The sequence below is a fragment of the Pseudomonas sp. MWU12-2037 genome (assembly GCF_023242345.1).
In the GTDB taxonomy this organism is placed as follows: domain Bacteria; phylum Pseudomonadota; class Gammaproteobacteria; order Pseudomonadales; family Pseudomonadaceae; genus Aquipseudomonas; species Aquipseudomonas gingeri_D.
The window spans coordinates 77,614-94,728 of record NZ_JALLIZ010000005.1 but is presented as its reverse complement, the minus strand read 5'-3'; the positions used below and the strand labels follow the sequence as shown (position 1 = coordinate 94,728).

Sequence of the window (17,115 nt, the reverse complement as noted above, 5' to 3'; positions counted from 1 at the left end):
CCGACCATGCTGGCAGTCACCCTGATCAATACACTGGCCGTCATCGTCGTCGTGGTGATCCACTACGAGTGCCTGTTACGGCTAAACGACTGGCTGCCCCGACTCAAGCTCTCGAACCGTTTCAGGATTGTCATCGGGGTATTCGGCGCGCTGGTGGCCCACGCGGCGGAAGTCTGGTGCTTCGCCCTGGTCTATTACCTGATGGTCAGTTCCGGCAAATGGGGAAGCCTGGAGGGCAACTTCGATGGCTCGTTCATGGACTGCGTGTACTTTTCCTTCACCACCTACACCACGATCGGTTTCGGCGACATCTCCCCCGTCGGCCACCTCAAGTACCTGACCGGGCTGCAGGGCCTGACCGGCCTGGTGCTGATTTCCTGGACCGCCTCGTTTCTGTTTCTCGAAATGCAGAAATACTGGAAGAACAAATAGCTACCGAGGCCGCCGTCAGGCTTTTTTCCCGGATTGGCGCGCTGAGAAAACATTCATCAAGGCACTCGGGGTCTTCTGACATAGATCAGATTCCCCCCCGTGCGCCACTCCTATGCTCGACCTGACAATCACGGTACCGGCAGGGGCTGAAGATGAAAAAGTCAGGTTTGATCGCTCAATGCTTGTTGGTGGCAGCCAGCGCTTTTCTGTTGCCCTCCACCCAGGTCATGGCGAATCCACAAATGCCAGCGTCAGGGGGGATGTTCAAACTCCATTCGGAGTTCGACTGGATCAAACATACCCAACTGACCCTTGACGATCTCAAAGGCAAACTGAATCTGAAAGCGGAGCAATTGCCGGCCTGGGAGACCTGGTCGTCAGGGGTCCTGGCCGATGCCAAGGAGCAACTGAAAAAGGACAACGGCGAAGGTGAAAAGGACGCCGCCGCCCCGAAGGCACTGGTTGACCAGACCACGCCGGAAAGAATGGCCAGGGGCATAGAGCGCCTGCGCGCCCAGACCCAGTGGATGCAGGCCCACCTGGTACGCCTGGATGCGGCGCAGGTGCGTACCCAGGCCTTCTACGACACCTTGGCCGCCGAACAGAAGACCATTTTCGATCTGTTCTGGACAGTGATGCACCACCGGGCCTCCGCCGCCGATGGTTGGCAGATGCCCATGCAATCGCTCACCCCGGCGCTGGAAGAAGACCGCGACGAAACCGTCGAACAATAGGCGCCACTGAACGTTCCATTATTGGACAGAGATCATGAATATCGATTCGGTAAAACGTTGCGTTCTCGTGGGCATGCTTGTGATCGCTACCAGTCTCGCGGTACCGGCCAGCGCCGCACCGCGTGGAGGCGGTTATCGAGGTGGCGCGGGTTGGTGGGGGCTGGCGCTTGGCCTGGGCCTGGGTTGGGAGGCGGGACGTCTCAGCGGCCCGTATTACGCTCCGGCTTATCCGGTCTACTACTACCCGGCCCCTGAGTACTACTACCCGGATATCCCGCCCTCGGTGGTGATCGCAGCACCGCCGGTGGTCACCGCGCCCGCGACGCCCTCTGCGGCAAACTGGTATTACTGTCCGTCAGCCAAGGGCTACTACCCCTATGTGCGCGAGTGTCCTGAAGGCTGGCGGATGGTGCCGGCGACCCCCCCCGCGCCCAAGTAAGACCAGCAGTCTGATCGTCCGGCTCAGCCAATCCAGCGGATCTGCGCCTCGTTGCGCTGGACCGGGGCCGGCACGGACTTGGGATGCCCCAGGATGATCGGCGCAACCGGCAACCATTCGGCGGGAAGCCCCAGCAGGCCCTTCCCCTCCGGCGTATCGAGAAAACGCTGGGCAAACCCGATCCAGCAACTGCCGAGCCCCTCGGCATAGGCGGCGAGCATCAGGTTCTCGGCAGCCAATGCGCAATCTTCGACCATCCACTGGCCTTGGGTGCTCCCCGAAATCAGGATGAGCACCGGTGCCTGATAGAATATCTGGAAATCCGCATCATTAAGCACCGAATGGAAGTGCTCGGACAGGGTTCCCGCGGGCATGGTCGCGAGCATATGGGCCTTGGCCTCGCGAGAGATCCGATCCAGCAACGCCTGATCACTTATCACCGTGAACGTCCACGGTTGCTGGTTGACCGCGCTGGGCGCCTGGATGGCGGCATTGATCAAGCGCTGAATAAGCGGTTCGTCAACGGCTTGCGTGGTGTATTCGCGTATCGAGCGACGGCCCGAAATCGCCTCATCGATATTCATGAACGTAGACCTCCGATAGTGTCCTTTCACACAGTCGCGCGGCAACGATGAGCTAACCTTGATATAGATCAAGTCAGCACTCCGGACAGTGCCATGTCACACGGCTTTGACTTTCATCATATGGACGCGGCCGGACTCGACACACACTGAATCCGCCTCGCATTCGCGAGACGGATGACGCGAGTGAGCGTGACTTGCGCAGGAGCGCTCAGATGTGCGGTAAATTCATGGTGTGTGTCGTGCTGGCGGGTCTCTGCGCACTGGCCTGGGGCACGGACGGCGTCACACCGCCCGCGGAACCCCGTGTCGCGATCCTGGTTTACCACCGTTTCTCGGAAACGGCGGACGACTCGATGACCGTGCGCATGAGCACCTTCGAAGCCCAGTTACAGGTCCTGCACGAGCGTGGCTATCACATCGTACCGCTGCGTGAGGTGGTCGACTGGCTGCGCGATCCCCATGCGACGCTGCCGCCGAAGCCGGTGGTGATCACGGTGGACGACGGGCATCGTTCGGTCTTCGAAAAACTGCTGCCCATCGTGTTGCGCGATCGCTTTGCGGTCACGCTGTTCATCTATCCATCGGCGATCTCGAACGCTTCCTATGCGCTGACCTGGGAGCAATTGCGGACCCTGAAGCAGAGCGGGCTGTTCGACATCCAGTCGCACACCTACTGGCATCCCAATTTCAAGGTCGAGCGCAAACAGCGTACGCCCGCCGACTTCCAGCAGTTCGTCCGCACGCAACTGGACAATTCACGTCGCCGTCTCGAGGCTCAAACGGGCGCGTCTATCGACATGCTCGCCTGGCCTTACGGCATCTACGACGACGAATTGCTCGCACTGGCCGCCGAAGAGCACTACGTGGCCGCCTTCACCCTCGACGCCCGCAAGACCGACCGCCACGCACGGCTGCTGGCACTGCCGCGCTTCCTGATGATCGACGCCTATGGCGCCAGGGCGTTCGCCCGCCTGCTCGGCGAACCGGATACCCCGACGACACCCGCAGCGGGGAACACACCATGACCCTCCGTTCCTCAAGGCGATACGCGATTGCGCTGCTGCTCACCGTTGCCACCCTGCTGACAGGCCAGGAAGCCCTGGCCGTGAGCGGCGTCGTGCTCGACTCAAGCACGCAGGAGCCACTGGTCGGCGCAATCATCACCACCTCGGCCGGCGTCACCCGCACCGATGAGCACGGGAGCTTCGAGACCGCCCAGGCGGCCACGAGCGTCGGAGCTCGCGCGCCCGGGTACCTGCGTGCGCAAGCCCAGGTGTCCGACGAAACGCCCATCACCCTCGTATTGACCCCATTTCGTCCGAAAGCGGTCTATCTGTCGGTATTCGGCGTGACCAGCGCGACCCTGCGCAACCAGGCCGTCAGCCTGTCCCAGAGCACGGTCATCAATGCCCTGGTAATCGACGTCAAGGGCGATCGCGGCCTGACGCCCTATCACAGCGCGGCCCGCGAGAAGAGTGGCGCCACCGCCCATCTGGCCGAGCGCGCACCGCAGGTACAGGACTTTCCGGCACTGCTGGCCAGGCTGCATGCGCAACACTTGTACCTGATCGCGCGCATCGTGGTGTTCAAGGACGACCCGCTCGCCAGCGCGCATCCGGAATGGAGCGTGCACACCACGCAAGGCGCGCCATGGCGTGATAACGAAAAGCTGCAATGGATGGACCCGTTTTCCCACGACGTCTGGCAGCACAATCTCGATATCGCCGAGGAGGCAGCACAAATGGGCTTCGATGAAGTCCAGTTCGACTATGTGCGCTTTCCCGACAAGGGCGGATTACACTTTGCCCAGCCGAATACCCGGGGCAACCGGACAGCGGCGATCGTCGGTTTCCTGCAAGCCGCCCGCGCGCGACTGGCGCCCTACAACGTATTCGTCTCCGCCGACATCTTCGGCTATGTTTGCTGGAATCTCGACGACACCGCCATCGGCCAGCAACTCGAAACCCTCGGCGCACCGCTGGACTATATTTCGCCGATGCTCTACCCATCCGGTTTCACCTGGGGACTGCCGGGCCTGAGCAACCCGGTCAGCGATCCCGGCCAGGTCGTCAGGCGCTCCCTGGCGGAGGCCGTGAAGCGCACCCACCTGCCAGGCGTGCGTTTTCGCCCGTGGCTGCAAGCCTTTCGCGATTATGCATTCGATCATCGCGTATTTGACGCCGCCGCGATCAGTGCCCAGATAAAGGCTGCCGACGCCGCCGACAGCGATGGATGGATGTTATGGAACCCGCACAATCACTACGCCGCCGCCGATTTGCCGCAACGTTGATCGGGGCACTGAAAGGCTCGGTGCTCCTCGCCGGCCTGGCAACAATACAGATCGCCGGGGCCGCCGACCTCGATGCGGCCGCTCGCCTGCAAGCCGCACGGATCGTCGAGGGGCAGATCGCCGCCAGGCGTATCCCGGGGGCCGTCGTGCTGATCGGGGACGCCAGCCATGTGTTCTACCGCCAGGCCTTTGGACAGCGCGCCACCCTACCGGCCCCTGAGCCGATGACGCTGGACACCGAGTTCGACCTCGCCTCCCTGACCAAGGTCATCGCCACCACCACGGCGATCATGCAACTGGCCGAAACCGGCCGCCTCGACCTGGATGCCCCCGTTGCACACTATTGGCCGGCCTTTGCGGCCCACGGCAAGGACAGGGTAACCGTGCGCAACCTGTTGGCGCACACCTCCGGGCTACGCGCGGGCCTGCCCGCACGCCCCGCTCAGCCGGGCCGCGAAGGCGTATTGAAGGCCATCGCCGCAGAGTCTCCGCGCAGCGCACCCGGTGAACGGGTCATCTACAGCGACCTGAATTTCGTGGTCCTCGGCGAACTGGTCGAGCGGATCAGCCACCGTTCGCTCGATGCCTATTGCCAAGCTTATATCTTTGCTCCGCTCGGCATGCGCGACACGCTCTTTCTCCCGGACGTCCGGCGAGCGGCACGCAGTGCCCCGACAACCCCGGACAAGGCCGGCATGCGCCAGGGCCGCGTGCACGATCCGACCGCCCAATGGATGGGCGGTGTCTCCGGCAATGCCGGGCTGTTTTCCACGGCGGACGACCTCGCCCGCTTCGCGCAGATGCTACTGAACGACGGACGCGTGGGCAGCACGCCGATACTGCGACCGCAGAGCATTAGCGCACTCGCCACGGCCGCCTCGCCCCTCGCGAGCCCGCCGTGGCGCGGACTCGGCTGGGAACTGGCCGCCCCCTTGGTGCCCAATCGTGATCGTCTACCGCCCATTGGCATGCTCGGCCACACCGGATATACCGGCACGGGCCTGTGGATCGATACCCAGACACACCAGTTCATCGTCATCCTGAGCAACCGCGTGCATCCGAATGATCGCGGTGACGCGCGCCCGCTGCGTGCCCAGTTGCTCGCGCTGCTGGCCAGCCGGGCGACACCGACCAGCACCGCGCAAATCGCTCGATTGCAACCGTCGGCATGGCCGGCGTTGCAGGCCGCCACTCAGTTGCCCACCTCGACCGGCCCGGTGCAGACCGGCATCGACGTACTGGAGGCGCAGCAGTTTGCAGCACTCGCCGGCCTGCGCGTGGGCCTGATCACCAATCGCAGCGGCTTCGACGCCAACGGCCGGCGCACCGTCGACGTGCTCGCCCATGCGCCAGGCGTCAGGCTGACAGCACTGTTCTCGCCGGAGCACGGGCTGAACACCGATCTCGACGAGCGGGTCGGCGACACCCTCGACAGCGCCACAGGCCTCACCGTCCATAGCCTCTACGGTGCGACACAGCGCTTCCCGGCCGGCTCGCTCCAGGGGCTGGATGCGCTGGTCTTCGATATCCAGGATGCCGGCGTGCGTTTCTTTACCTACGAGACCACGCTGGGCTACGCACTTGAGGCCGCGGCGGCACGAGGCATACCGCTGTTTGTCCTGGACCGCCCCGATCCGCTCGGCGGGCAGCGCTTCGGCGGGCCGCTGCTGGACAGCCGCCACACCTCATTCACCGGTTATTTCCCGCTTCCGCTGCTCCCCGGCATGACCGTCGGCGAACTGGCAAGTCTGTTCAACCACAACAAGCACATCGGCGCGGACCTGCGCGTCGTGCCGATGCAAGGCTACCGGCGCTCGATGACCTTCGCCGACACAGGCCTGGGCTGGGTGCCGCTCTCACCGAACCTGCGCACGCTGCCGCAACTGGACCTGTACCCGGAAGTCGGCTTGCTCGAAGGTGCGAATTTGAGTGTCGGACGCGGCACAGCGCATCCGTTCGAATGGATAGGCGCCCCCTGGATCGATGCCGGCCGACTGGCAGACAGGCTGAATGCACTGGATACAGGCATGCATTTCGAAAAGATCGATTTCGTCCCCACCGAGTCGACCTGGCGCGGTCAACTCTGTCATGGCGTCAGCATCGTGCGCGACACCACCGCCGCTCCGCGTCCCGTCGCCAGCCTCGGCTTGACGCTGCTCACCACCCTGCACGCGCTCTACCCCGACACCTTCGATCTGGCGGCGACCCGGGCGTCGGTCGGTTCACAAGCGGTGTGGCAAGCGATCCACGACGGCGCGGCAGCGGACGCGGCGCAAGCGCTCGATGCCTCGTCCCTTGAGCGCTTCGCGCGACTGCGCCAGGAGAATTTGCGCTACTGAGCGAGCCAGCCACCTGGGTGACGGCAGCGTCACCGCCATCCTATACAACGCTTAGCAGCCATCCGAGCAAGCCACAGCCGAGGACGACCAACCACGGCGGGACCTTCCAGAACATCAGGGCGACCAGGGCCAGCAGCGCCAGACCGAAGTCCTGAGGCTTGAATATTGCGCTGCTCCAGACCGGGTTGTACAAGGCCGCCAGGAGCAACCCGACCACCCCCGCGTTAACCCCGGCAAGCGCCGACCGGGTGCGCACGCTGTGCCGCAGGCGCTCCCAGAATGGCAACACACCGATCACCAGCAGGAACGAAGGCACGAAAATAGCGATGAGGCACAGCGTCGCGCCAGCCCAACCCGAAAGCTGGACGCTCATGGAGGCCCCGAGAAAAGCCGAAAAGGTCAGGAGTGGGCCCGGGACCGCCTGCGCCAGGCCATAGCCGGCGAGAAACGTATCATTGGCGACCCAACCATTGGGTACCGTGGCCGCCTGCAGCAACGGCAGCACCACGTGCCCGCCACCAAAGACCAAGGAACCGGCACGGTAGAAGGCGTTCACCATGGCAAGCCAGGGTGAAGGCCAGACCTCGATCGCCAACGGCAAGCCAACCAAGAGGGCGAAGAACAGCACCAGCGAAATCAGCCCGGCTTTGCGACTGACCGAGATCGGCAAAGACTCCGCCGCCCGACCTTGAGCCGGTTTGAACAGCAGCAAACCGATGACAGCGCTGCAGACGATCACTCCGATCTGCCCCCAGGCATTGGGCCACAGCAAGGCGGCGCAGGCAGCGAAGGCGGTAATGGTCACCCGAGGCACATCGGTGCAAAGATTGCGCGCCATGCCCCAGACCGCTTGAGCCACCACGGCCACCGCGACGATCTTGAGGCCGTGCAGCAGGCCACTGGGCAATGCACTTCCCCAGATGGACATCCCCTGGGCGAACAGAACCAGGACGATAGCTGACGGCAAGGTGAACCCGGCCCACGCAGCGACAGCCCCCCGAAGCCCGGCACGTGAAAGCCCTACTCCAATGCCGACCTGGCTACTGGCGGGCCCCGGAAGAAACTGGCACAAGGCGACCAGATCGACATAACTCTGCTCGCTGAGCCATTGGCGTCGGACCACGAACGCCTCGCGAAAATAGCCCAGATGCGCAATCGGACCGCCGAAAGAGGTCAGCCCCAGGCGCAAGAACACCAGGAACACCGACCATGCGGAGTCAGGCTTGCCGCCCATGGCATTAGGTTCTACTGACAATCTACAGACTCCCAAGCTGGCCACTGTGATTCAGCGGTTATCCGCTGGCTGGCCTCTCAAGTCTCGCAGCAGTACAGAAGAAATATCCAGTGCCATCGACCACCCGCCTGGCAATCAAAGGTTTCAGTCTATGTATGTGGGCGAGCCTTACTGTCTGACCTCAAGCATGTCGACCCCCTTGGGGCGGTGCCACTGATCCGAAATCCATCGGGGCCTGACACCCGACACGGAGCCTATTGCCGGAGCCCCTTACAAGGACCTGTCACGCCGGGCATCGACCCGCTGCAGGGTCATGCTCGGCGTCTCATCGAACAGCTTGCGGTATTCGCAGGAAAACCGCCCCAGATGGCTGAACCCCCAGCCCATCGCGATCACCGAGATATTGTGGGCCGAGCGATCTTCAAGGATTTCCTGGCGGACACCCATCAGGCGGTATTTCTTCAGGTAAGCCATGGGCGACATTTCGAAGTACTTCCTGAAATCTTCGAACAACTTGAAACGCGACACCCCGGCGGCGGCCTCGATATCGTCGAGGTTCAGCGCGTCACGGGCATGGGCATGAATGAAGTCCTTGGCGCGAACCAGGTAGTGCGGCAGCTTGATGCCCAGACGTTCGCGCAGCTCGGTGGAGTAGTTGTGCGGCTGGGACAGGATCAGGCCCTTGAGCAAGGCGCTCTCCAGGTCACGATTGAACAGCAACTGGCCGTACAGCTCACTGCGCTCCATTTCCTCGATAAAGTGCCTGACCGTGCGCCACCACGAGGCAACGGACCCGGTCACCGCATCCATTTCGGGCTCGAAACACAGCGGGGTGTCCAAGGGATGCTGCAACATGTCTTCCAGGGTCTTGCGCATGGCACTGCGGGTGATGACCACCTGCAGCTTGCGGCAGTCGCCGGTGATGCTCAATTGCTGGCTCTGGTTAGGCGAAACGATGACGCCATGATCACGATCAGAGCGTAACAGCACCCCGCCCCTGCTCAGTTCCTGCTCACCGCTCAAGGGCAGGCTCAGGCTGTAGCTGTTGAAGCTGTCGACGTCGGTGACGCCGACCGTGACATCGGTGCCGTATTCGATGATGCCCAGGGTGGTCGACATCGACTTGAGCACGTTGCCACTGTGGTGGAACTGGATGCTGTCGGGTTTGCTCGCATAGAGCAAATGGGGGCCGCAGATAGCCGACATCCATGAGTGCGCCCCGGCCAGATCGAAGCGATCGGCATGAATGTCTCGAAAATGATGTTCGGGTTTGCTACTCATCGGCGTTACTCAACAAGGCTTTTATCGGTACGCGCTCTGACGGCACGTTCGCGGGTATAGAAGCAATCCCCGCGCCAAGTCATCGTTACATAATAGGCGGGCGTCGGGTGTCATCCGGTGAGCAGACGACCTTGTTTCCGGCATTTAGTGTGCGATTACCGGCCACAAAATTTCCGGACTGTCTTCGCCAACTATGCGGATAGACCGCAAGGCTGGCGGCCACTTTAAATGCAGGTACCGATTCGCCCGATGAAACAGGTACCGACTCATGCATTATTCGAAAAGCGTCGCCCAATGGCAGACCTTCATCCAGGGTTGCCTGGACTTCCGTCCGGTGGAAGGCATCTACCGTATCGCCCGGGAAATGTTCACCGAGCCTGAACTGTTCGATCTCGAGATGGAACTGATCTTCGAGAAGAACTGGATCTACGCCTGTCACGAAAGCGAGATCGCCCACAAACACGACTTCATGACGATGCGTGCCGGTCGCCAGCCGTTGATCATCACCCGCGACGGCGAAGGTCGCCTCAACGCCCTGATCAACGCCTGCCAGCATCGCGGCACGACCCTGACCCGCGTCGGCAAGGGCAACCAGTCGACCTTCACCTGCCCTTTCCACGCCTGGTGCTACAAGAGCGATGGCCGCCTGGTCAAGGTCAAGGCGCCGGGTGAGTACCCCGAGGGTTTCGACAAGGCCACCCGCGGCCTGAAAAAAGCCCGTATCGAAAGCTACAAGGGTTTTGTCTTCGTCAGCCTGGATGTCGACGGCAACGACAGCCTGCAAGACTACCTGGGCGACGCCAGGGTGTTCTTCGACATGATGGTGGCGCAATCGGCCACTGGCGAGCTGGAAGTGCTGCCCGGCAAGTCGTCCTACACCTATGACGGCAACTGGAAGCTGCAGAACGAAAACGGCCTGGACGGTTATCACGTCAGTACCGTGCACTACAACTATGTCGCCACGGTGCAGCATCGCCAACAGGTCAACGCCGAAAAAGGCACCGCTTCGGGCGACACCCTGGACTACAGCAAACTGGGCGCCGGCGATGCCGAGACCGACGATGGCTGGTTCTCCTTCAACAACGGCCACAGCCTGCTGTTCAGCGATACGCCCAACCCGGCGGTGCGCCCTGGTTACGCCACCATCATGCCGCGCCTGATCGAGGAGTATGGCCAGGACAAGGCCGAGTGGATGATGCATCGCCTGCGCAACCTGAACGTCTATCCGAGCATGTTTTTCCTCGACCAGATCAGCTCGCAGTTGCGGATCATTCGTCCCCTGGCCTGGAACAAGACCGAGATCCACAGCTTCTGCCTGGGAGTCAAAGGCGAGTCGGATGCCGATCGCGAAAACCGTATTCGCCAGTTCGAAGATTTCTTCAATGTCTCCGGCCTCGGTACCCCCGACGACCTGGTGGAATTCCGTGAAGCCCAACGCGGCTTCCAGGCTCGCCTGGAGCGCTGGAGTGACATCTCCCGCGGCCACGACAAATGGGTTACCGGGCCGACCCGCAACAGTGAAACCCTCGGCATCGAACCGGCCCTGACCGGAACCGAATTCACCCACGAAGGGCTCTACGTCAACCAGCACGGCAACTGGCAGCGCTTCCTGCTCGAAGGCCTGGCGCGCAAGGCCGCCGAAGAACAACCCCTGCAACTGCGCGAGGTGTAAGCATGAATTCGCAACTGCAATACCGTGTGGAGCAATTTCTTTACCGCAAGGCCGAACTCTGCGATGCCCAGGACTGGGACGCCTACCTCGAGCTGTTCAGCGAGGACAGCGAGTTCCACCTGCCGCAATGGGACTCGGAGCACGTCTACACCACCGATCCGAAGAAAGGCATGTCGCTGATCTACTACGCCAACCGCGGTGGCCTGGAAGATCGGGTATTCCGCCTGCGCACCGGCAAGGCCGCCTCGACCATCCCGATGCCGCGCACCTTGCACATGGTCAACAATGTGCGCATCGCGGCGCTGGAAAACGATGAGCTGGAGGTCAGGGTCAACTGGCAGACGCTGTACTACCGCATGGCCACTTCCGAGCAGTTCTACGGCCGCGCCACCTACCGCCTGCGGCCCGACGGCGAGAGCTGGAAGATTGCCCGCAAGCATGTGCTGCTGCTCAACGACACGATCAATTCAGTGCTCGATTTCTACCACCTGTAAGCCACGGAGTACGCGCCATGACCCACAAAGTGGCTTTCAATTTTGCCGACGGCAAGACCTCGTTTTTTGAGGTCAAGGCCAACGAATTGCTGCTCGATGCGGCCCTGCGCAACGGTGTGAACATTCCCCTGGATTGTCGCGAAGGTGTCTGTGGCACCTGCCAGGGGAGCTGTGAGTCCGGCCAGTACACACAGGACTATGTCGACGACGAAGTGTTCAGCGACACCGATCTGGCGCAAGGCAGGATGCTTTCGTGCCAGACCCGCGTGCAGTCCGCGGCATCCTTTTACTTCGACTTCGATTCAAGCCTGTGCAATGCCGGCGCCACCCAGCGCATACAGGCCGTTATCGCCAAGGTCGAGCAGGTTTCCGGCACCACCGCGATCCTGCATGTCGACGCCAGTTCCAGCGAGCGGCTGCTGGATTTCCTGCCCGGCCAATACGCGCGCCTGAAGGTGCCCGGCACCGATGCCTGGCGCTCCTATTCCTTCGCCAACCGGCCCAACCCGGGCAATCAGTTGCAATTCCTTATTCGGCTGCTGCCGGAGGGTGTGATGAGCAACTTTATCCGCGAACGTTGTGAACCTGGGCAAGCGCTGGAGTTCGAGGCCCCGCTGGGCAGTTTCTATCTGCGCGAGGTCAACAAGCCGCTGGTGATGGTGGCGGGCGGCACGGGCCTTTCGGCGTTTCTCGGCATGCTCGACGAGATTGCCGACAGGGGCGGATGCCAACACCCCATCAAGCTGTTCTATGGCGTCAACCAGCACACTGATTTGTGCGAACTGAGTCGCCTGGCGGACTATCAAACCCGCATCGAAGGTTTCGAGTATCACCTGGTGGTCAGCCAGCCGGCGGCGGAATGGCCAGGCAAGACAGGGCGAATTCCCGAACACTTTGATCGCCAGGCCATGAACGCCAATCCATTCGACATTTACTTGTGTGGTCCGCCGCCGATGATAGAGGCGGTCAAAACGTGGTTGACCGAACAGGATGTCGACGGCTTTCATCTCTATTACGAGAAGTTTATCGACAGCAACTCGGGGACCTGACCAGCGACCGCGCTGCCGAGCCCGACCTGTTCAAGGTAGGCCTCCAGCATCGCCTCCTCCCCGGACGCGATAATCGCCCCAATGTAGCCATCCGGCCGCACCAGCAGCCAATCGCCGACCGCCGGATGATAGGCGTCGTGAAAGTGGCCTCCCGAGTCGAACACGTCACCGTGCGGACCGAAAACATGGATATGCAGGCCCGGGCGTGGTTGCACCGAACCACGCTCGACCTGATAGCCCAGCAGCGTCCAATGCCCGCCTCGGAACAGTTCGAACAGTCGGCTCGATTGACCGGCGGCCCCCCGGACCGGGGCATCCGGGGCACGGTCGCCGGCGACCACGCCGCTGGCAGATATGGCCTTTCCCAGCGCAAGCGAGGACTCGGGATAACCGATATCGAGCTGGTGCACTTCCCGGCCACGGCGCATCTGGCCTCGGGTCTGGGCATCGAGCAGCCTGGTTGCCAACCCGAGCATCGCGGCCGCCACCGGCCGACGTTCTTCCTCGTAGGTATCGAGCAAGGTATCGGGCGCCCCCTGCGCCACCGCCGCCAGCTTCCAACCCAGATTGTAGGCATCCTGCACGCTGGTATTGAGGCCCTGGCCACCGGTCGGCGGATGGATATGCGCGGCATCCCCGACGAGGAACACCCGACCGACACGGTAGTGATCCGCCAGCCGTGCATTCATGTTGTACGCCGATGCCCAGGACACGGACCGGATCTGGATATCGTCGCGCCCTGTACGCTCGGCCACCATGGCTGCCAGCCCTTGGACGCCAAGGTCGACATCGACGTCGAGCGGAATTGGCCCCTGTATCTGGAACATTTCGGTCCCGGCGAGCGGGCAAAGAAAAAGCTGCCGCTGCATGTCGCCATCGTTGAAACAGTGCCAGACATCCCGCGCAAGCCCCGTCAGCAGCACATCGGCGACGATGGCGCGAACGCCCAGGGTCTTGCCCGGGAAGCCGATGCCAAGGGCATTGCGCACAAAACTGCGACCGCCATCGGCACCCACCAGCCAGCGCGCGCGCAGACTCTGTTCGCCGGAAGGGCCCGAAAGCTGCGCCGTAACGCCGTCCGCGTCCTGCTCGAAAGCGACCAGCTCACAACCGAATTCAGGCTGCCGCCCCAGCTCAAGCAGACGCTCGCGCATAACGCCCTCGGTGAGGAATTGCGGCACCATCAGCGGCAGTTGATAAGGCTCGCCCGGCGTCGTGTCATTAGGTTCCATAAGATCGGAATCGCTGTAACCGCCATCGTCGCGGTAATGCCGTTGCAGCGGGTATACCCCGCCCGCCGCGACAAGCCGGTCCAGAATGCCAAGATCCTCGAAGACTTCCTGGGTCCTGGGTTGAATGCCCTTGCCACGGGAACCGCCGAACGGGCCATCCATTTTCTCGATCAGGCGAAAGGAAATCCCCCTTCGCGCCAGGTCAATCGCCAACGTCAGACCCGCCGCCCCCGCACCACAGATCAGTACATCGACTTCACACTGCGCTTTCATCTCGACCTCGATATGTGTAATTTGCACATATCAGTGTTAGTCCGGAGGGAAAATAGTGTCAACAAAAAATGTGCAAAATACACATATCAATACTCGGATTCGTGAGCTTCATGGGGCATTGGTCGAGATTGTGGGCGTTATGAACCGCCCGCAGCGTGACGAAGCGATGGTTCGAGAAGCCGGTATCTCCCTCGAAGGTGCACTGTTCCCGCTGCTGGTCCTGGTTGAACGGCTAGGCCCTATCGGCGTTGTCGAGTTGGCTGATCGCGTGGGACGCGACTACACCACGGTCAGCCGGCAGGTGGCGAAACTGGAAAGCCTCGCCCTGGTCGACCGCCAGGCGAACGCGAACGACCGCCGCGTCCGTGAAACGGTCATCACCGAGAAAGGCAAGGTGATGACCGATCGGATCGATGAAGCACGTGAAAGGCTTGGGCAGGCCATTTTCGCAACCTGGGACGACCAGGATGTGGATGACCTGGTGCGCCTGATGCGCCGGTTTGCCGATGAGCTCAAGGGGGATGGTTCGGCTGACTCGGTGAGCGCCGACTGATCGAGTCAGCGCAAAACAATGACTGGCGGATTACCTGGCTGTCACCGGTTCACAGGTTGAGCCGACGGGCATTGTGCCGAGGCTGGAGGCTGTCATTCCACACCCGACGTATCTGCTCCTTGAGCATCAGCGCCTCGTCCCAACGGTTACTGATCTCCAGGCCATCGGCTCCGGTAATGGCGTACGGCGGTGGCCCCAGCTCACAAGTGAAGGACAGGCTGGCCGGGGTATTCGGACGGCTCAGCCAATCCTCGATCCCATAGCGCCACCAACCCAGGAAGCGCTCCAGCCAAGGTTGATGCTGGGCAAAACCCAAGGGCACCTGGACCTGCTCGCAACTGGCCACGCGACCATGGAAGCCCCAACTGTGGTGCAGGATCGTCCGGATCTGCTGGTCGTCCTCGGCAGCGGCCGGCTCCGGTAGTTCGCGACCAACGACATAGTGGGACAGATCAGCCAGCAATTGGAGATCCGGCATCTCGGCGAGCAGGTCGAGGGTGAACAACAGGTCACTGGTCAGTCGGTAACGATGGGTTTCCAGGAGAATCGGAAAATCCACCTGCTCGGCCAACCGTTGCCAGCCCTCGATCAGGTGGACCGCCTGGGACAGGGTTCGCGGGCGCACGTCCGCCTGCAAGGTGAGGTGATGGCAGCCATGGCGGCTGGCAACCTCCAGCGCCGCCGCCAAGTCATCCACCGTGCGTGGAAAGGCCTGGCCTTCGATCTGCAAACCAAGCCCCCGGGCGGCGGCGCTCAGGCGTGCCGCGTGTGGCCCGATCCAGAAATGATCGGTAACCCCATCAAAGCCGGCGACGGCAATTCGCTCCAGTTGCGCCTCCAGGGGTTGCTCGCATTGGCCACGGTGATCGAGCATCGCCCACAAGGACTGAAACACCAGAAATTCACGCATATCAACTCCGCAGCAAGGGTTTGAGAGGCACGCCGGGATCGGCCAGAAGGTGCGCATCCAGGGGAGCTCGAGTGGCAATCAGGCGCTCGCACAACTTGATGTCCTTGGCGACGCTGTTGCCCGGCCCCCACGCGCAGGCCCCTTGCAAACGCCGCTCTGCATCGAGGTAGAACAACAGGAAAGCGCCCCCTGGAAGCGTCCGGCTGACACTCGGTTCGCTACCGGTAATCACCCCGACGGTCTGCAGTCCCCAGTCGTACTGATCGGACCAGAAACCGGGAATCATCTCGAAGGGCAACTCGGCGCCCAGCAGATTGAGCGCGGCATGACGGCCCTGGGCCTCGGCGTTACGCCAGGTTTCCTGGCGCTGAAAAGCCCCTTGCGGATGCAGGCGGAACTCGCAGACATCCCCGGCGGCGAAGACATCCGGTGCGCTGCTGCACAATTGCGCATCGACCCGAATCCCCTGCCCCACTTCAAGACCCGCAGCCCTGGCCAGTTCAATATTGGGTTGCATGCCGATGCCCACCAGCAGCAGATCACAAGGCAAGCGCCGGCCATCCACCAGACGCACCGCCTCGGCCTGCTCGCCGCCCTCCACCGCCTCGATCACCACCCCCAGACGAACCTCCACGCCCTGGCTTCGATGCAACGCCAGCAAAGCCTCGGACAAGCGCTGGGGAAGTACCCGCCCGGCCAGTCTTGGACCGGCTTCGAGCAGAGTCACGTGGCAGCCAAGGGCCCGGGCGCTGGCCGCGACTTCAAGCCCGATAAATCCACCGCCGACAATCACCAGCCGTGTCTCCGGACGTAAGCCCTCACGCAAGGCCATAGCTTCATCGTGGGTCCGCAGGTAAAGCACATTGCGCCAGTGTTCGGGAACATTGGGCAGCCGCCGCGCCCGACCGCCGGTGGTCAGCAGCAGACGGCCATAGGGCAGCCAGCCACCGTCGGCCAGTTGCAATCGATGCCCCTGGGTATCCAGGTGTTGCACGGTGGTGCCCGACAAGTGCTCGATCTCCAGCCCGGCCAATTGCGAACGGTCGCTCAAGCTGTAATCGCCCAGGGCCTGGGCTCCCAGCAGCAGGCCCTTGGACAGCGGCGGACGCTCGTAGGGCGGATGGGCTTCATCGCCGATCAGGATCAGGCGTCCGGAGTAACCTTCGTCGCGCAGGGTCAAGGCGGCCCGGCCGCCCGCATGTCCGGCGCCGACGATGACCAGTGGAGCGTTGCCAATATTCATGACAGAACCGCCCTCCGCTCAGTGGGCAATGGCCAACAACACCCGGCCCGCCTCGACCCGCACCGGGTAGGTCTTGAGGTTGACGCACACCGGCGCCCCCAAGGCCTTGCCGGAGCGGTAATCGAAGCGCCCATTGTGCTTGGGGCATTCGATGACATGCTCCATCACCAGGCCATCGGCCAGGTGAATGGACTCGTGGGTGCACAGGCCGTCGGTGGCGAAAAACTCGCTCTCGGCCGAACGGTAGACCGCATAGCTATGCTGGGCATGGTCGAAGCGGATGACATCTTCTTCATCGATATCGTCCACGGCGCATACGTCGATCCATTGATCTGTCATGACCATCTCTCTTGTTG

Annotated in this window: 17 protein-coding genes; 10 read left to right on the top strand and 7 right to left on the bottom strand. The window is 62.3% G+C overall.

The genetic code is table 11. The features are described 5' to 3' along the window. Window positions 1–6: 6 nt before the first annotated feature. The 3 genes from M5B42_RS10840 (at window position 7) to M5B42_RS10830 (ending at window position 1,605) form a co-directional block, all read left to right on the top strand. A complete protein-coding gene (locus M5B42_RS10840; protein ID WP_103494345.1) occupies window positions 7–432 on the top strand; it encodes a potassium channel family protein in 426 nt (141 codons plus the stop codon). 260 nt (window positions 433–692) lie between these two features. Further along, window positions 693–1,166: a Spy/CpxP family protein refolding chaperone gene (locus tag M5B42_RS10835; protein WP_349292774.1), complete on the top strand. Its 474-nt coding sequence runs from the start codon at window positions 693–695 to the stop codon at window positions 1,164–1,166. A gap of 34 nt (window positions 1,167–1,200) precedes the next feature. After that, a complete protein-coding gene (locus M5B42_RS10830; RefSeq protein ID WP_177099207.1) occupies window positions 1,201–1,605 on the top strand; it encodes a hypothetical protein in 405 nt (134 codons plus the stop codon). A 23-nt stretch (window positions 1,606–1,628) separates the two neighbouring features. Here the strand turns inward: M5B42_RS10830 and M5B42_RS10825 are convergent, their stop codons facing one another. Further along, on the bottom strand, window positions 1,629–2,189 hold the full coding sequence (locus M5B42_RS10825) for a nitroreductase family protein (protein WP_248745797.1): 561 nt from the start codon (window positions 2,187–2,189) through the stop codon (window positions 1,629–1,631). Window positions 2,190–2,401: 212 nt separating this feature from the next. Here M5B42_RS10825 and M5B42_RS10820 point away from each other — a divergent pair, with 212 nt between their 5' ends. From M5B42_RS10820 to M5B42_RS10810, 3 genes are read left to right on the top strand one after another with little or no spacing between them, the layout of a single operon-like run. Continuing rightward, window positions 2,402–3,214: a polysaccharide deacetylase family protein gene (locus M5B42_RS10820; RefSeq protein WP_248745796.1), complete on the top strand. Its 813-nt coding sequence runs from the start codon at window positions 2,402–2,404 to the stop codon at window positions 3,212–3,214. Further along, window positions 3,211–4,479 carry a putative glycoside hydrolase gene (locus M5B42_RS10815; RefSeq protein ID WP_248745795.1) on the top strand — a complete coding sequence of 423 codons (1,269 nt, stop codon included), beginning with the start codon at window positions 3,211–3,213 and terminating at the stop codon, window positions 4,477–4,479. Before M5B42_RS10820 ends, M5B42_RS10815 begins: the two co-directional genes overlap by 4 nt. Beyond that, window positions 4,431–6,818, top strand: a complete 2,388-nt coding sequence (locus tag M5B42_RS10810) for a serine hydrolase (protein WP_248745794.1) — start codon at window positions 4,431–4,433, stop codon at window positions 6,816–6,818. Before M5B42_RS10815 ends, M5B42_RS10810 begins: the two co-directional genes overlap by 49 nt. Before the next feature lie 40 nt (window positions 6,819–6,858). Here the strand turns inward: M5B42_RS10810 and chrA are convergent, their stop codons facing one another. Both chrA and M5B42_RS10800 read right to left on the bottom strand, forming a co-directional pair. Continuing rightward, on the bottom strand, window positions 6,859–8,052 hold the full coding sequence (gene chrA / locus M5B42_RS10805; protein WP_248745998.1) for a chromate efflux transporter: 1,194 nt from the start codon (window positions 8,050–8,052) through the stop codon (window positions 6,859–6,861). 270 nt (window positions 8,053–8,322) lie between these two features. After that, window positions 8,323–9,333: an AraC family transcriptional regulator gene (locus M5B42_RS10800; protein WP_103494337.1), complete on the bottom strand. Its 1,011-nt coding sequence runs from the start codon at window positions 9,331–9,333 to the stop codon at window positions 8,323–8,325. Window positions 9,334–9,601: 268 nt separating this feature from the next. On the opposite strand from M5B42_RS10800, the gene antA reads away from it, so the two are divergent. From antA to antC, 3 genes are read left to right on the top strand one after another with little or no spacing between them, the layout of a single operon-like run. Further along, complete coding sequence (gene antA, locus M5B42_RS10795) at window positions 9,602–11,005, top strand: anthranilate 1,2-dioxygenase large subunit (RefSeq protein ID WP_248745793.1); 1,404 nt, start codon at window positions 9,602–9,604, stop codon at window positions 11,003–11,005. 2 nt (window positions 11,006–11,007) lie between these two features. Then, on the top strand, window positions 11,008–11,499 hold the full coding sequence (gene antB, locus M5B42_RS10790) for an anthranilate 1,2-dioxygenase small subunit (RefSeq protein WP_103494335.1): 492 nt from the start codon (window positions 11,008–11,010) through the stop codon (window positions 11,497–11,499). 17 nt (window positions 11,500–11,516) lie between these two features. Further along, complete coding sequence (gene antC / locus M5B42_RS10785; RefSeq protein ID WP_248745792.1) at window positions 11,517–12,548, top strand: anthranilate 1,2-dioxygenase electron transfer component AntC; 1,032 nt, start codon at window positions 11,517–11,519, stop codon at window positions 12,546–12,548. Here the strand turns inward: antC and M5B42_RS10780 are convergent. After that, on the bottom strand, window positions 12,512–14,053 hold the full coding sequence (locus tag M5B42_RS10780; RefSeq protein ID WP_248745791.1) for an FAD-dependent oxidoreductase: 1,542 nt from the start codon (window positions 14,051–14,053) through the stop codon (window positions 12,512–12,514). The two genes, antC and M5B42_RS10780, sit on opposite strands and share 37 nt — an antisense overlap. A 139-nt stretch (window positions 14,054–14,192) precedes the next feature. Between M5B42_RS10780 and M5B42_RS10775 the strand changes: the two genes are divergently transcribed. Then, the gene (locus tag M5B42_RS10775) at window positions 14,193–14,606 is read left to right on the top strand and encodes a MarR family transcriptional regulator (protein WP_218171198.1); all 414 of its coding nucleotides are present in this window, start codon (window positions 14,193–14,195) and stop codon (window positions 14,604–14,606) included. A gap of 49 nt (window positions 14,607–14,655) precedes the next feature. On the opposite strand, the gene M5B42_RS10770 is transcribed toward M5B42_RS10775, so the two are convergent. The 3 genes from M5B42_RS10770 to M5B42_RS10760 are packed head-to-tail and all read right to left on the bottom strand — an operon-like array spanning window position 14,656 to window position 17,098. Then, window positions 14,656–15,516 (bottom strand): sugar phosphate isomerase/epimerase, encoded by an 861-nt coding sequence (locus M5B42_RS10770; RefSeq protein WP_177099224.1) that lies wholly within the window; start codon window positions 15,514–15,516, stop codon window positions 14,656–14,658. A gap of 1 nt (window position 15,517) precedes the next feature. Further along, window positions 15,518–16,759 (bottom strand): FAD-dependent oxidoreductase, encoded by a 1,242-nt coding sequence (locus M5B42_RS10765; RefSeq protein ID WP_248745790.1) that lies wholly within the window; start codon window positions 16,757–16,759, stop codon window positions 15,518–15,520. Between the two features lie 18 nt (window positions 16,760–16,777). Then, window positions 16,778–17,098 (bottom strand): MocE family 2Fe-2S type ferredoxin, encoded by a 321-nt coding sequence (locus M5B42_RS10760; protein ID WP_103494329.1) that lies wholly within the window; start codon window positions 17,096–17,098, stop codon window positions 16,778–16,780. Window positions 17,099–17,115 lie beyond the last annotated feature (17 nt).

Excerpts from the sequence above, each read along its gene's own strand:
- M5B42_RS10810 (WP_248745794.1), top strand. The coding sequence starts at position 4,431 with ATGGAACCCGCACAATCACTACGCCGCCGCCGATTTGCCGCAACGTTG.
- antA (WP_248745793.1), top strand. The coding sequence starts at position 9,602 with ATGCATTATTCGAAAAGCGTCGCCCAATGGCAGACCTTCATCCAGGGT.
- M5B42_RS10760 (WP_103494329.1), bottom strand. The coding sequence starts at position 17,098 with ATGACAGATCAATGGATCGACGTATGCGCCGTGGACGATATCGATGAA.
- antB (WP_103494335.1), top strand. The coding sequence starts at position 11,008 with ATGAATTCGCAACTGCAATACCGTGTGGAGCAATTTCTTTACCGCAAG.
- antC (WP_248745792.1), top strand. The coding sequence starts at position 11,517 with ATGACCCACAAAGTGGCTTTCAATTTTGCCGACGGCAAGACCTCGTTT.
- M5B42_RS10770 (WP_177099224.1), bottom strand. The coding sequence starts at position 15,516 with ATGCGTGAATTTCTGGTGTTTCAGTCCTTGTGGGCGATGCTCGATCAC.
- M5B42_RS10775 (WP_218171198.1), top strand. The coding sequence starts at position 14,193 with ATGAACCGCCCGCAGCGTGACGAAGCGATGGTTCGAGAAGCCGGTATC.
- M5B42_RS10835 (WP_349292774.1), top strand. The coding sequence starts at position 693 with ATGTTCAAACTCCATTCGGAGTTCGACTGGATCAAACATACCCAACTG.
- M5B42_RS10765 (WP_248745790.1), bottom strand. The coding sequence starts at position 16,759 with ATGAATATTGGCAACGCTCCACTGGTCATCGTCGGCGCCGGACATGCG.
- M5B42_RS10825 (WP_248745797.1), bottom strand. The coding sequence starts at position 2,189 with ATGAATATCGATGAGGCGATTTCGGGCCGTCGCTCGATACGCGAATAC.
- M5B42_RS10830 (WP_177099207.1), top strand. The coding sequence starts at position 1,201 with ATGAATATCGATTCGGTAAAACGTTGCGTTCTCGTGGGCATGCTTGTG.
- M5B42_RS10780 (WP_248745791.1), bottom strand. The coding sequence starts at position 14,053 with ATGAAAGCGCAGTGTGAAGTCGATGTACTGATCTGTGGTGCGGGGGCG.
- M5B42_RS10815 (WP_248745795.1), top strand. The coding sequence starts at position 3,211 with ATGACCCTCCGTTCCTCAAGGCGATACGCGATTGCGCTGCTGCTCACC.
- M5B42_RS10800 (WP_103494337.1), bottom strand. The coding sequence starts at position 9,333 with ATGAGTAGCAAACCCGAACATCATTTTCGAGACATTCATGCCGATCGC.
- M5B42_RS10840 (WP_103494345.1), top strand. The coding sequence starts at position 7 with ATGCTGGCAGTCACCCTGATCAATACACTGGCCGTCATCGTCGTCGTG.
- M5B42_RS10820 (WP_248745796.1), top strand. The coding sequence starts at position 2,402 with ATGTGCGGTAAATTCATGGTGTGTGTCGTGCTGGCGGGTCTCTGCGCA.
- chrA (WP_248745998.1), bottom strand. The coding sequence starts at position 8,052 with ATGGGCGGCAAGCCTGACTCCGCATGGTCGGTGTTCCTGGTGTTCTTG.